This window comes from Martelella alba, assembly GCF_005217455.1.
Lineage (GTDB): Bacteria > Pseudomonadota > Gammaproteobacteria > Enterobacterales > Enterobacteriaceae > Acerihabitans.
In genome coordinates, this window is record NZ_SZPQ01000028.1 from 1 (window position 1) to 13,665 (window position 13,665).

The 13,665-nt window shown below is 51.0% G+C and carries 13 protein-coding genes; 12 read left to right on the forward strand and 1 reads right to left on the reverse strand.

All coding sequences use genetic code 11. The annotated features are described in order from the left end of the window. Nucleotides 1-429: 429 nt before the first annotated feature. Entirely contained in the window at nucleotides 430-1,119 is a 690-nt protein-coding gene (locus tag FCN80_RS17595; RefSeq protein WP_136991482.1) for a FadR/GntR family transcriptional regulator, read from the forward strand. 155 nt (nucleotides 1,120-1,274) lie between these two features. On the opposite strand, the gene kup is transcribed toward FCN80_RS17595, so the two are convergent. Further along, on the reverse strand, nucleotides 1,275-3,143 hold the full coding sequence (kup, locus tag FCN80_RS17600) for a low affinity potassium transporter Kup (RefSeq protein ID WP_136991483.1): 1,869 nt from the start codon (nucleotides 3,141-3,143) through the stop codon (nucleotides 1,275-1,277). A 305-nt stretch (nucleotides 3,144-3,448) separates the two neighbouring features. Here kup and ravA point away from each other — a divergent pair, with 305 nt between their 5' ends. From ravA to atpH, 11 genes are all read left to right on the forward strand, one after another. Continuing rightward, the gene (gene ravA, locus FCN80_RS17605; RefSeq protein ID WP_136991484.1) at nucleotides 3,449-4,948 is read left to right on the forward strand and encodes an ATPase RavA; all 1,500 of its coding nucleotides are present in this window, start codon (nucleotides 3,449-3,451) and stop codon (nucleotides 4,946-4,948) included. A gap of 6 nt (nucleotides 4,949-4,954) precedes the next feature. After that, the gene (gene viaA / locus FCN80_RS17610; protein ID WP_136991485.1) at nucleotides 4,955-6,424 is read left to right on the forward strand and encodes an ATPase RavA stimulator ViaA; all 1,470 of its coding nucleotides are present in this window, start codon (nucleotides 4,955-4,957) and stop codon (nucleotides 6,422-6,424) included. 48 nt (nucleotides 6,425-6,472) lie between these two features. Then, on the forward strand, nucleotides 6,473-6,934 hold the full coding sequence (asnC, locus tag FCN80_RS17615; protein ID WP_136991486.1) for a transcriptional regulator AsnC: 462 nt from the start codon (nucleotides 6,473-6,475) through the stop codon (nucleotides 6,932-6,934). A gap of 120 nt (nucleotides 6,935-7,054) precedes the next feature. Then, nucleotides 7,055-7,501, forward strand: a complete 447-nt coding sequence (mioC, locus tag FCN80_RS17620) for an FMN-binding protein MioC (protein WP_136991487.1) — start codon at nucleotides 7,055-7,057, stop codon at nucleotides 7,499-7,501. A 370-nt stretch (nucleotides 7,502-7,871) separates the two neighbouring features. Continuing rightward, nucleotides 7,872-9,764 carry a tRNA uridine-5-carboxymethylaminomethyl(34) synthesis enzyme MnmG gene (gene mnmG / locus FCN80_RS17625; RefSeq protein ID WP_136991488.1) on the forward strand — a complete coding sequence of 631 codons (1,893 nt, stop codon included), beginning with the start codon at nucleotides 7,872-7,874 and terminating at the stop codon, nucleotides 9,762-9,764. 53 nt (nucleotides 9,765-9,817) lie between these two features. Continuing rightward, the gene (gene rsmG / locus FCN80_RS17630) at nucleotides 9,818-10,438 is read left to right on the forward strand and encodes a 16S rRNA (guanine(527)-N(7))-methyltransferase RsmG (RefSeq protein WP_136991489.1); all 621 of its coding nucleotides are present in this window, start codon (nucleotides 9,818-9,820) and stop codon (nucleotides 10,436-10,438) included. A gap of 636 nt (nucleotides 10,439-11,074) precedes the next feature. Continuing rightward, entirely contained in the window at nucleotides 11,075-11,455 is a 381-nt protein-coding gene (gene atpI, locus FCN80_RS17635) for a F0F1 ATP synthase subunit I (RefSeq protein ID WP_136991490.1), read from the forward strand. Between the two features lie 8 nt (nucleotides 11,456-11,463). Beyond that, nucleotides 11,464-12,285 (forward strand): F0F1 ATP synthase subunit A, encoded by an 822-nt coding sequence (atpB, locus tag FCN80_RS17640; RefSeq protein WP_136991491.1) that lies wholly within the window; start codon nucleotides 11,464-11,466, stop codon nucleotides 12,283-12,285. Between the two features lie 49 nt (nucleotides 12,286-12,334). Further along, entirely contained in the window at nucleotides 12,335-12,574 is a 240-nt protein-coding gene (atpE, locus tag FCN80_RS17645) for a F0F1 ATP synthase subunit C (RefSeq protein WP_132924133.1), read from the forward strand. Nucleotides 12,575-12,637: 63 nt separating this feature from the next. Then, nucleotides 12,638-13,108: a F0F1 ATP synthase subunit B gene (gene atpF, locus FCN80_RS17650; RefSeq protein ID WP_136991492.1), complete on the forward strand. Its 471-nt coding sequence runs from the start codon at nucleotides 12,638-12,640 to the stop codon at nucleotides 13,106-13,108. Between the two features lie 14 nt (nucleotides 13,109-13,122). Next, entirely contained in the window at nucleotides 13,123-13,656 is a 534-nt protein-coding gene (gene atpH / locus FCN80_RS17655; RefSeq protein ID WP_136991493.1) for a F0F1 ATP synthase subunit delta, read from the forward strand. Nucleotides 13,657-13,665: the final 9 nt, after the last annotated feature.

Below are 13,665 nucleotides of genomic sequence, written 5' to 3' on the forward strand. Positions count from 1 at the left end.
CTCTTCAAGACTTGATTTTGTGAATCTATAGGTCTTGCGAGTGCCCACACAGATTGTCTGATAACTTGTTAAAGAGCTGTGCCGGAACCCGTGAAATCACGACCGGCGCGGGTGGCGTATATTACGTTTTCCCGCTAAAGAGTCAAGAGCTAATTTCAACCTACGGGACATTAACATCATCCGTAGTAGCGCCTCAACGCATTGTTTACCGATCCGGTCCTTTGTACAACGCCGGTCGGTGGAGGCGCATTATAGGGACTTATCACGGCCTGACAAGTTTTTCCCGGTAAAAAAAAACTGATCGCTTCATTTTTCGACAAACAATGCGAAAAATCATGGATCACCGCAGCAATTACAACATTTGTTCCGCCGTCAAGACTGACGAAAGCATAATATGAAGTGAATGAAATCAGCACAGGACAGGCCGCGATGCACTTAACAGCGCAACAACAAGCCGCACAACGCAATCTCTCATACCTTCTTGCTGAGAAACTGGGGCAACGGATATTGGCCGGCGAATACACGGCCGGTGATATTCTGCCCGGCGAAATCGAACTGGGCGATCTCTTCGGCGTAAGCCGAACGGCGGTCAGGGAAGCGGTCAAAATACTTGCCGCAAAGGGCATGCTGTTGCCCAGGCCGCGTATCGGCACTCGGGTGTTGCCTCGGCACCAATGGAATTTCCTTGACCAGGAGTTACTCAGTTGGTGGATCACCCGGGAGAATTTCGATGAGGTACTGGGGCATTTCCTGATTATGCGCACCAGCCTGGAACCCCAGGCCTGCGCGCTGGCCGCGGTCAATGCGGCGGAAGATGAGAAATACCATCTGGTACTGTTAATGGAGGAAATGAGCGCGCTGCGCAAGCGCTTCGATCGGGAGCGCTGGATCAATGTCGACACCAAATTTCACCGACAAATATATGAGATGAGCGGCAACCCATTCCTGTCGTCGTTCGCTAATCTCTTCGGCTCGCTTTACCAAAGCTATTTCCGCGCCATTGTCAGCGATGAAGTCGTCCGACTGGATTTCCATCAAGCCATTGTCGATGCCATCCTTGCCAGCAATCCCGCGACAGCCATGAATGCTTGTCGGAAATTGCTGGCCGAAAATGATTGACGCCACGCATTGGCGGCGCTTTGTCATCCCTGAAATCGTCCGGCATTGAATCAATGATTGCCGGTACATACTCTCGTACTTCAAGTTGCATCGCGACGGCAAACGAGTACAGCCAATAAACAGGCAACGCGAAGCGTGAAGTATGACGAGTATAGTTAAATTTCCACCTGCGTACCGAGTTCAATAACTCGGTTGGGCGGGATGAGATACTGGTCGGGCGCACGGAGGGCATTGCGGCTGAGCGCAATAAACAGCTTGCCGCGAACAAGCAGATACCAAGGCCGTTTGCCCAGGATCAAAGATTCATGGGACATGAAAAACGACGTTTCCATCATTCGGCAAGACAAGCCCTCCAAGCCGCAGCGATGGAAAATTTCCTCCATATCGGGTGTTTCCTTGAAACCGTAACTGGCCACCACCCGCCAGAAAGTCGGTGACAGCTGTTCGATAGTCACCCGGCGGACATTATGCACAAAAGGCGCATCCTCAGTACGTAGGGTCAATAAGACCACCCGTTCGTGAAGCACTTTGTTGTGCTTCAGATTATGCAATAAAGCGAAAGGGATAACGTTCATGGCTCGCGACATGAATACCGCTGTACCCGGCACCCTGACCGGCGGCGATTTTTCCAGCGAGGCGATCATGGCTTCCAAGGAGTTGCCATGTTCATGTAGTCGACGCAATAAACGGAAACGTTCGCTCTTCCAGGTTGTCATCACAATAAACATCAAAAAGCCCAGCAAGAGGGGCAACCAGCCGCCAGAAAAGATCTTCATGGCATTAGCGGAAAACATCGGGACATCCATACACAGTAAAATCGCCAGCAGAACCATCACCAGAAAACGGTTCCAGTGCCAATTTTTTACCGCGACGGTACACGACAGTATGCTGGTCAACACCATAGTGCCAGTGACGGCGATGCCATAAGCCGCCGCCAGGTTGCTTGAATGCTCAAAACTGAGGATAACCAACACCACGGCGCTATAAAGCAGCCAATTAATAAAGGGAATATAGATTTGTCCCGCTTCCATTTCCGAGGTATGGATAATCCGCATGGGCGGCAGATACCCCAGACGAACAGCCTGGCGGGTAAGGGAAAAAACCCCGGAAATGACGGCCTGCGACGCAATAACCGTCGCGAGCGTCGCCAGAATCAGTAAAGGGATTACCGCCCAGTCAGGCGCCAGCAAAAAGAAGGGATTTTTTATCGCCGCCGGATTTTTCAGCAACAACGCGCCCTGACCAAAATAATTCAGCACCAGCGAGGGTAAAACCGTGCTGAACCAGGCGATGCGAATCGGCAATTTGCCGAAGTGCCCCATGTCGGCATACAGGGCCTCAACACCCGTTATCGCCAGCACCACCGCACCCAGAGCGAAAAACGACACTAATTTATATTGGAAAAAAAAGTTGATCGCCCATTTGGGATTCAGGGCATACAACACTTCCGGGTTCAGGATCACCCCTCTAAGACCAAGAACGCCAAGCGAAACAAACCATAGTACCATGACTGGCGCGAACATTTTCCCGATACCGCCGGTGCCCTTTTTCTGTAAAACGAACAATAGGGTCAAAACAGCGACCGACAATGGCATGATATAGGTATCAAGGGCGGGCGCGGCGATCTGCAACCCCTCAATGGCTGAAAGCACCGAGATGGCAGGGGTAATCACCACCTCGCCGTAAAAAAAACTGCCGCCGATCAATCCCAGAATCACCAGGGTCGATGTCAGGCGAGCCGATGTATTACGACCGGCCAACGACATTAGCGTCAAAATGCCGCCTTCACCGGAGTTATCCGCTTTCATTACAAAAGTCAGATACTTAAATGAGACGATCAGTATCAATAACCAAAAAATCAGCGAGAGGAAACCGAATACGGCATCCCGCTCCACGCCGAAGCCATAATGACCCGACAGACATTCCCTGAGGGTATAGAGAGGGCTAGTACCGATATCTCCGTAAACCACACCGATAGCGGCAAGTGTCACTGCCGGCAAGGACTGTTTAATCTCTCTGCTCATAAACTCTTCGCGCTGTTATGTTTCCGTAAGCGTTAGGTGGGCTTGATCCTTAGCTCATCAAAAGGCGCACAGTATGCATGAAACTGGCAAAATACCTAATTTAATCTCATCTTTGAAGACATAAAAATCGTCGGAGCGTTTTCAACACTGCTCGCGGTGGCCTGAAAGGAAAGACGGGGAAGGCTGACGAAAAAACCATCGGCTCCGAACAGCCGCGGCCAAGACCCAGAACCGCCGAAACTATCATTATAAAAATAAGTGGTTTATTGTTTTAAGATTATTATCTGATGGGTTATGCATCTATTATGGCTCATTCCCCTTTGTTGGTTGATAGAATTTACCGCTTAAGCAATGCATTGGAAAGCGGACTGTATGAGCGGCAGCATATCATCCGTCTTTGCCTGCTGGCGGCGTTGTGCGGCGAAAGCGTATTTTTGCTGGGGCCGCCCGGCATAGCTAAAAGCTTGATAGCCCGCCGCATCAAACTGGCTTTTAGTCATGCCAGGGCCTTTGATTATCTTATGACCCGCTTCTCAACCCCCGAAGAAGTGTTCGGTCCGCTATCCTTGCAAGCGTTAAAGGAAGATGGACGCTATCAACGCCTGACCAAAGGCTACTTGCCGGAAGCGGAGATTGTTTTCCTGGATGAAATTTGGAAAGCGGGTCCCGCCATACTTAACACGTTATTAACCGCCATTAACGAACGGCGTTTTCGTAACGGCGATACCGAACAGCAGTTACCGATGCGTTTATTGATCACAGCGTCCAATGAATTGCCGGACGCCGAAAGCGGTCTTGAGGCCCTCTATGATCGTATGCTCATCCGTCTTTGGCTGCAAAAGGTCAAGGACAAATCTAATTTTCACGCTTTGCTGACCAACTCGCGGGAACCCGGAGCGCAAGTGATCCCCGAGGCGATAAAAATCAGTGACGAAGAGTATCTGGCTTGGCAGGCGAAAATCGACCAGGTGGTGCTGTCATCTGACGGCTTTGAGTTGATTTACCAGCTACGGCAACGGCTGGATGCGTTATCCGATGCGCCCTATGTTTCCGACCGGCGATGGAAAAAGGCGCTGCGCTTGTTACAGGCCTGTGCTTTTTTCAGCGATCGGCAAACAATAGCGCCGGTGGATATCATCCTGCTCAGCGAATGCCTTTGGCATGATCCCGACGACCGCAACCTGGTGGAGCGGCAAGTTGAGGGGGTCATCCTCGAAAACGGCTATCAGCAACAGGAGATGTTGCTTAAAATTCAGGATGTTTTAAGAAAAAAACGAGAAATCGACCATTCGAATTATGCCAGAGAAGCGCTGACCGTTACCGTCCATCGCGGTCTGATGACGCGCAAACCACTCTATGCCCTGCCAGAATCAATAAATGATCGATCCCTTCGACTGATATTGTTTTCGCCGCTGGTGTTACATGATATTTCAGTGACCGAGATCGCTATTGAGCGGGATACGCTGCAGCAGTGGTTGGTAAAAGGCGGTATATTAAAGGCGAAGCTGAACGATATCGGCTTTGCCCAGCCGATAGAAGCGCGGATAAACAATCAAGGCCAATTGGAAGTCCTGGATATCAGCCGACAATCTTCGCTGGTATCAGTGAACCGCCCGACGCACCCGGAGGACATGCCCAAAGAACTCAAACAGGTCCTTGATGACATCGAGCGGCAATATCACCAGCAGCGCACTCGTTTCAGTGAGCATCAATCGTGTTTGTTCATCACCAAAGAATGGGTGGCGAAAATCGAGGCCAGTCTACTGGAGGTCTCGCAACAATTACAGAACGCCCGACAGAGCTGAGGCATCATGCTGGCTTTAACGACAATGGAAATGTTCTTGTCGATCAACGACAGCGAGATACTGGATAATTTTATCCTGACGTTGCTCGCCAGTCCGCAGTTGGCCATTTTCATCGAACGATATCCGTCTTTGAGAAAAGCGCTGAACCAACATGCCTCCACCATTAAACGGCAACTGCAACTGACCCTGAAACACACCCGCGTACCTCCGATTCTGGCTGAAGAATTCCATCTTTATCAAGCTTGTCTGTTGTTATCGCCGGAGGAATTCAATGATACGCTGCCGCGGACTTTGGTTGAGCTTGAGCGATTGGCATCGGCGTTTCATGAACAAGCCCGAACGCTCATACGCAATGCCACCTTAAACGATACCCGGCCGGAACACAGTTTCCGGCTACTGTTCCAACAACGCTGGCGGCTAAGCCTGACATTACAGACAACCATGCTGCATCGCCGTATGTTAGAGCAGGAACGGGAAATGCTGTTGGATGAATTGCAGCGGCAGTTAACCGCCAGCGGCGCTCTGGTTCCGTTACTGGCGGAAAACGAGGACTCGGCAATCAGGCTTTGGGATATGGCCGCCGGACAATGGCGACAACAGGATTTAAAGCAACTCGTGCGGTATGGCGAATTTCTAAGCCAGCAGCCTGAATTACAGGCATTGGCCGAGCAACTGGGCCGTAGCCGCCAGGCGACATCGCAAACCGTGGGGGAAACGACTCGACAGTGGGTACGGCTAAAAATTCGCGAACCTGCGGTGCAACCTGAAGAAATCAGCGGCATTCATCAAAGCGATGATCTGTTGCGATTGTTACCTTCGGAACTGGTGGCGCTGGGGATAAACGAACTGGAATTCGATTTTTATCGACGGCTTCTGGAGAAACGGCTGCTTACCTATCGCCTGCAAGGCGATGCCTGGCGGGAACGGGCCAGCCTGCTTCCGGCGCGCGGTGAACGACATGAAACGCAACCCCGTGGACCGTTTATCGTATGTGTGGATACTTCCGGTTCCATGAGCGGTCTCAACGAAGATTACGCCAAGGCCTTATGTTTGGCCTTGATGCGGGTTGCCCTGGCGGACAATCGGCGCTGCTATGTCACGCTTTTTTCCACTGGTATGGTCAGCTATGAGCTAACAGCGCGTTCCGGCTTGGAACAGGCGGTTCGTTTTCTCGGCCAGGGATTTAAGGGCGGGACGGATTTGTCGGCCTGTTTAGGCGCGCTGGCGGATAAACTGGCGACGCCGGACTGGCGGGATGCCGACGCGGTGGTGATTTCCGATTTTATCGCTCAGCGGTTGCCCGAAGATCTGATAGCCAGGATTAAACGCCATCAGCAACGGCAGCAGCAACGTTTTCATGCCGTGGCCCTGTCCGACATGGGAAAACCGGGTATCCTGAAGATCTTTGACCATATCTGGCGATTCGATACCGGTTTGAAAAGCCGGATGGTGCGTTTTTGGCGTCGCCAGTCATGAATAGCCGTTCGCCGGTGACTGCCCGCGGAAGGCCATCGAGAGGAAACCATGCCGGATAACTATCAAATTGACGATCTCGATCGCGCCATTTTGAAAGCCTTAATGGGCAATGCCCGTACTGCCTACGCTGAGCTGGCCAAACAGCTGGCGGTTAGCGCCGGTACGATTCATGTACGGGTTGAAAAGATGAAGCAAGCGGGGATTATCATCGGCGCCAGGGTGGATGTCAGCGCCAAGCAGTTGGGATATGACGTTTGTTGTTTTATCGGCATAATCCTGAAAAGCGCCAAGGATTATCCTTCGGCGTTGAAAAAACTTGAGGCCCTGGAAGAAGTGGTGGAAGCATACTACACCACCGGCCATTACAGCATTTTCATTAAAGTCATGTGCCGTTCCATTGATGCGCTGCAATCAGTGCTGATCAACAAGATTCAAACCATAGACGAGATCCAGTCCACCGAGACGTTGATCTCTTTGCAAAACCCTATCAGTCGAACGATCGTACCCTGAAAATTTGTCGATGGACACGCCATCTCTTTAAATACACCAGTAAATACCCCTATTATCCACAGGTAGATCCCAGGTCATCCACAGCGTACAATAGCGGCTGAATCCACAAGCGGTAAACATATGGCCGAAATTACGATCATTTCCGGTAGTACGTTAGGCGGCGCCGAATATGTCGCCGAACACCTTGGCGATCTTTTGCAGCAACAGGGGCACACTATTGCAATACTGCATGGCCCCGAATTGGACGAACTGACACCGCGGGGCATCTGGCTGATAGTTACCTCTACGCATGGCGCCGGGGATTTACCGGACAATCTGCAACCGCTTTACGAAAACCTTGCGCAACAGCAGCCGACATTGACCGCGGTGACATACGGGGCCATTGGTATCGGCAGCAGTGAATACGATACCTTCTGCGGAGCCATAGATCGCGTTGATCGTTTGCTAAAGGAAAGAGGCGCGCAACGGATTGGCGACATCTTGAAGATCGACATTACCCAACATGAAATACCCGAGGATCCGGCCGGCGAGTGGCTGATGTCCTGGATCAAAAAAATCTCCCACTAAACGGATCTTTTTATGTGGATAAATTAGCGGATAACCCGGTGATATCAGGTATTTATCCACTGAATAACCCTTGCTCAACCTTTAGCCTGTGGGTAACCAGCAAGGTTGATCCCAGTTTATACCGAAGGGGATCACGCTTAATGCACAAGCTATGATCATTTATAATATTCTGTTTTATAAAATGAAACTGATTTTATCCACAGGGATCGCGATCCTAGTAGTTAACATAATAAAAAGATCTTTAAATAAAAAGATCTTTCTTTAATTATCCGCGGATCCTCCAGGTCTTGTATCACAGGCAAAGTCGAGTAGAATCCTCATTCCCGGAAGCGACAGATGATTTTTTGCCCCAACGCGAGGTATCAGCAACATGTTTTATCCCGATCATTTTGACGTCATTATTATCGGCGGCGGCCATGCTGGAACTGAAGCGGCCATGGCGTCAGCGCGCATGGGATGTAAAACGCTGCTGCTAACCCATAACATCGATACATTGGGACAAATGTCCTGCAATCCGGCAATCGGCGGCATCGGCAAGGGTCATTTGGTTAAAGAAATCGACGCCATGGGCGGGTTGATGGCCAGCGCTATTGATCGGGCAGGGATACAGTTTAGGATACTAAACGCCAGCAAAGGGCCCGCCGTTCGGGCTACCCGCGCTCAGGCGGATCGTTTGCTTTACCGCTTGGCGATAAGAACCGCTCTGGAAAACCAGCCGAATCTGACGATCTTTCAGCAACCGGTGGAAGATTTGATTGTTGAAAACGACTGCGTTGCCGGGGCCGTTACCCGAATGGGGCTGAAATTTCGCGCGCGCTCCGTAGTGTTGACGGTTGGGACTTTCCTGGACGGCAAAATACATATCGGCATGGAACACTATAGCGGTGGCCGCGCCGGCGATCCGCCGTCTATCGGCTTGGCCAAACGCTTGCGGGAGCTGCCTTTTCGCGTCAAGCGTCTGAAGACCGGCACACCGCCGCGCATTGACGCCCGCACCATTGATTTTAGTGTCCTGGCCAAGCAACAGGGGGATACGCCGGTACCGGTCTTTTCTTTTCTGGGGTCGGCGGATCAGCACCCACGGCAAGTGCCTTGCCATATTACTTATACCAATGAGCAAACACACGAGACGATCCGCCGAAATCTTGATCGTAGCCCCATGTACGCCGGGATCATTGAAGGTGTGGGTCCACGCTATTGCCCATCCATAGAGGACAAGGTCATGCGATTCGCCGATCGCGATTCACATCAGATCTTCCTTGAACCGGAAGGGTTGAACAGTAATGAAATCTATCCAAACGGGATTTCAACCAGCCTGCCTTTCGATGTGCAGATGCAAATCGTAAATTCGATGAAGGGGCTGGAAAACGCGTTGATCGTCCGTCCGGGATATGCTATCGAATATGATTTCTTCGATCCCCGCGATCTGCATCCTACCCTGGAAAGCAAATATATCGGCGGTTTGTTCTTCGCCGGTCAGATCAACGGCACCACCGGCTATGAAGAAGCCGCTGCGCAGGGGATGCTCGCCGGGATCAACGCCGGCCGATCCGCCAGGGATCTCGAAGGGTGGTTCCCGCGCCGCGATCAGGCCTATCTGGGCGTGCTGGTTGACGATCTGTGTACGCTTGGCACCAAAGAGCCCTACCGGATGTTTACCTCCCGGGCGGAATATCGCCTGCTGCTGCGTGAAGACAACGCCGATATCCGCTTAACTGAAACGGGCCGGAAATTGGGGCTGGTGGATGACAAGCGCTGGGGACGGTTTGCTGAAAAATGCGAGCATATTGAGCAGGAACGGCAACGCCTGCGCGATACCTGGGTTCATCCCCGCGATGATCATGAGACGGAGAAAGTCAATGCGCTATTGAAAGCGCCGTTATCGCGTGAGGCTAACGGCGAGGAATTATTGCGCCGCCCCGAAATGAACTATGATCTGCTGACGGCGTTGCCGATGTTTTCTCCGTCAATGGATGATCGCCAAGCCACCGAGCAGGTGGAAATCCAAATCAAGTACGAAGGGTATATCACCCGTCAGCAGGATGAAGTGGAACGCCAATCGCGCCATGAAAATACGTTGCTGCCAGCGGATATGGATTATGTGGCCGTGTCCGGACTGTCCAACGAAGTGATAGCCAAACTCAATGATCATAAGCCTGGTTCCATAGGGCAGGCGTCGCGGATCTCCGGCGTTACGCCCGCTGCCATTTCTATTTTGCTAATATGGCTGAAAAAACAGGGTTTGTTGCGCCGTAGCGCCTAAGCCGCTGTAAAACCGAGATAAACAATGATTACCCCTTGGGTGAGGACGGATGTATGTTGCGTAAACTGGACGCTTTGTTGAGTCAGGCCGGCATCATGCTGTCCGATCAGCAAAAAGGGCAATTGCTGCTTTATGTCCAATTGCTTGATAAATGGAATAAAGCTTACAACCTCACTTCAGTGCGCGATCCTGAACAAATGCTGGTAAGGCATATTCTGGACAGTATCGTGGTCAATCCTTATCTGTCCGGGAAGCGGTTTATCGATGTGGGGACGGGTGCCGGCTTGCCGGGGATCCCTTTGGCTATTATCCGTCCAGATTCGCACTTTACCTTGTTGGACAGTCTGGGCAAACGTATCCGGTTTTTACGCCAGATACAGCACGAGCTGTCTTTGACCCATATCGAAATTGTTCAATGCCGTGTTGAGGAGTACGCCCCTTCCGTGCCTTACGATGGCGTTTTAAGCCGCGCGTTCGCGTCCGTTAACGATATGCTGTCTTGGTGTAAACATTTGGCGACGCCTGGCCTAGGTCGTTTCTATGCCTTGAAGGGCGCGGTTCCGGAGCCGGAATTGGCCGCGTTGGCAGGGCGGGTTGCCGTGGACGCCGTGATTAAGTTGCAGGTGCCGTCCCTAGCCGAGGAGCGGCACTTGATCATTCTTCGGCTTCAATAAAATTTGTTTTTTATCAATAAAAAGTTGAATAGTATGGATGCGAATTTTCTCTATGACACGGAAGGGTGAGAGTAAGACATTTCAAATACCATTCACTGATATTTCACATTTTCTTAGCATGTCCATGACCAATAATCTCGTTCATGAGCTAATAGTCACTAAGGAAAATATATGTGTCTAAAAATGTCTGCGATATTCCCGAAGTGGCGTGAAAAAATTTTCTTGCTGAATCGCACATTTGAGATGGACTTCGCCCATAAAGCCTGTTTTTTTTAGATTTAAATCTAACTTACTGAAATTTTTCGTTTAATATCATCAATCTTTGTAAAAGACAGCCAACCTTTTTCAATGGGTTAGCGTGAAAATCGGGATTTAATGTGATCATGCGCACAGTTTGATATGTAATAATTGCTCAAGCACTCTCATGTTATGCATGGTATGATTCCCGCGTTTTGCTAAGAAAACGGGACGAAATGAAGGTATTTAATTTATTGTTCACCTTTACGCTACTTATGGATTGAATTCATAGTATTGACCCGTATAATTTGCACGTTTTTAGCTGCTTGACTCATGACGCTAAAGGCAGTTTTATACTCCTTCAGTTTGACCTGAGCGGGTGCGGAGAAAAGCAAAGTCATGTCCTTATCCCTCTACAGCGGGAAAGTTGCCGGAAAGTTGTTGTTTGTCCAGCTCATGACTTTCGTTTTGGTAAGCGCGCTGTTCGCTTTGTGGGATAGGTATTGGGGCATTTCCGCCATTGGCGGAGGACTGGCCGCCTGGTTGCCCAACGTGATGTTTGTGGTGTTTGCCTGGCGCCATCAGGTCAAGGTTCCCGCAGCGGGGCGCGTCGCCTGGTCGTTTGCCATGGGAGAGGCACTCAAAGTGATTTTTGCGATAGCTTTGCTGATCGCGGCGCTTGGCGTGTTCAAGGCAGCGTTCGTACCATTGGGCCTGACCTATTTATCGGTGCTGATTGTGCAGATCCTGGCACCAGCCGTAATCAACAACAAAGGGTAAGAGGCATCATGTCTGCATCAGGAGAAGTTTCCACTCCACAGGAGTACATAGGACACCACCTGAACAACCTTCAGATGAACCTGCGTACTTTCGAACTGGTAAATCCCCATAACGGTCCGGCAACCTTCTGGACGTTGAACATCGACTCCATGTTCTTTTCCTTGCTGCTGGGCGTGATTTTTATTGCGATTTTCGGGCGGGTGGCTAAAGGCGCCACAAGCGGCGTTCCCGGTAAATTGCAGACCGCTGTTGAATTGATAGTGGGTTTCGTCGACAGCAGCGTCAGGGATATGTTCCACGGCAAAAGCAAGCTTATCGCCCCGTTGGCCCTGACCATTTTCGTCTGGGTTTTCCTGATGAATCTGATGGATCTGCTGCCTATCGATTTGCTGCCTTACATCGGCGAACATGTGTTGGGTCTGCCCGCGCTGCGCGTCGTGCCTTCGGCCGACGTGAATATCACGATTTCAATGGCGCTCGGCGTGTTCATCCTGATCTTGTTCTACAGCCTGAAAATGAAAGGTATCGGCGGTTTCGTGAAGGAACTCACCATGCAGCCTTTCAATCATTGGTCGCTGATCCCCATCAACTTCATACTCGAGGCCGTCAGCCTGCTGTCCAAACCAGTGTCGCTCGGCCTTCGGTTGTTCGGCAATATGTATGCGGGCGAATTGATCTTTATTCTGATCGCCGGTCTGCTGCCGTGGTGGTCGCAATGGATTCTGAATGTGCCCTGGGCCATCTTCCATATCCTGATCATCACGCTGCAAGCGTTTATTTTTATGGTGCTGACGATTGTCTATCTCGCGATGGCATCTGAAACACATTGATATTTTTACAATAATGTTGCGTTTAAACTGAAACAAACTGGAGACTGTCATGGAAAACCTGAATCTCGATCTGCTGTACATGGCTGCCGCTGTGATGATGGGTCTGGCGGCAATCGGTGCTGCGATCGGTATCGGCATCCTGGGTGGTAAATTCTTGGAAGGCGCCGCGCGTCAGCCGGACCTGATTCCCCTGCTGCGTACTCAATTCTTTATCGTTATGGGCCTGGTCGACGCCATTCCGATGATCGCCGTGGGTCTGGGACTGTACGTGATGTTTGCTGTGGCGTAGTGTTTACCATTGCGTGATTTTAGTACAACATCATTCCGTTAACTTTATAAGAGGCATTGTGCTGTGAATCTTAACGCAACAATCCTCGGCCAGGCCATCGCGTTTGTCCTGTTTGTCCTGTTCTGCATGAAATATATTTGGCCGCCGTTAATGGCTGCCATTGAGAAGCGTCAGAAAGAAATCGCTGACGGCCTCGCTTCTGCGGATCTTGCCAAGAAAGAAGTGGACATCGCCCAGGCCAATGCGACCGAACACTTGAATAAGGCGCGAGCCGAAGCCCAGACCATTATTGAGCAAGCCAACAAGCGCAAGTCTCAGATTCTGGATGAAGCAAAAGCGGAAGCTGAAGAAGAACGCAATAAAATCGTAGCGCAGGCGCAGGCTGAAATCGAAGCCGAAACCAAGCGTGCTCGCGAGGAGTTGCGCAAGCAAGTCGCGTTGCTGGCTTTGGCGGGTGCCGAGAAAATCATCGAACGTTCCGTGGATGAAGCCGCCAACAGCGATATCGTTGATAAACTGGTCGCTGAACTTTAGGGAGGGAGGGGCCGATGTCTGAATGGGTAACTGTAGCTCGCCCCTACGCCAAAGCGGCTTTTGACTATGCCGTTGAGCATCGGTGCGTCGAACAATGGCAAAACATGCTGGCGTTTACCGCCGAAGTCAGCCGTAACGAACAAATGGCGCAATTGTTGTCCGGCGCCGTGGCTCCTGAAACATTGTCGGAAACGTTTGTCGCCGTATGCGGCGATCAACTCGACCAGGCGGGTCAGAATCTGATCAGGGTCATGGCCGAAAACGGGCGTTTGGCGGGTTTGCCGGATGTGCTGGAACAGTTTGTTCATCTGCGTTCGGCGCAGGAATCGACTGCGGAAGTGGAGGTGGTTTCCGCCACTACGCTGAAAGACGAACAATTGGCGAAAATTTCCGCCGCGATGGAACAACGTCTGTCACGCAAAGTTAAGCTGAATTGCCAAATTGATAAGTCTGTGATTGCCGGCGTCATTATTCGTGCGGGCGATATGGTGATAGACGGCAGCGTACGCGGTCGGATCGAACGCCTGGCAGACGTATTGCAGTCTTAAGGGGACTGG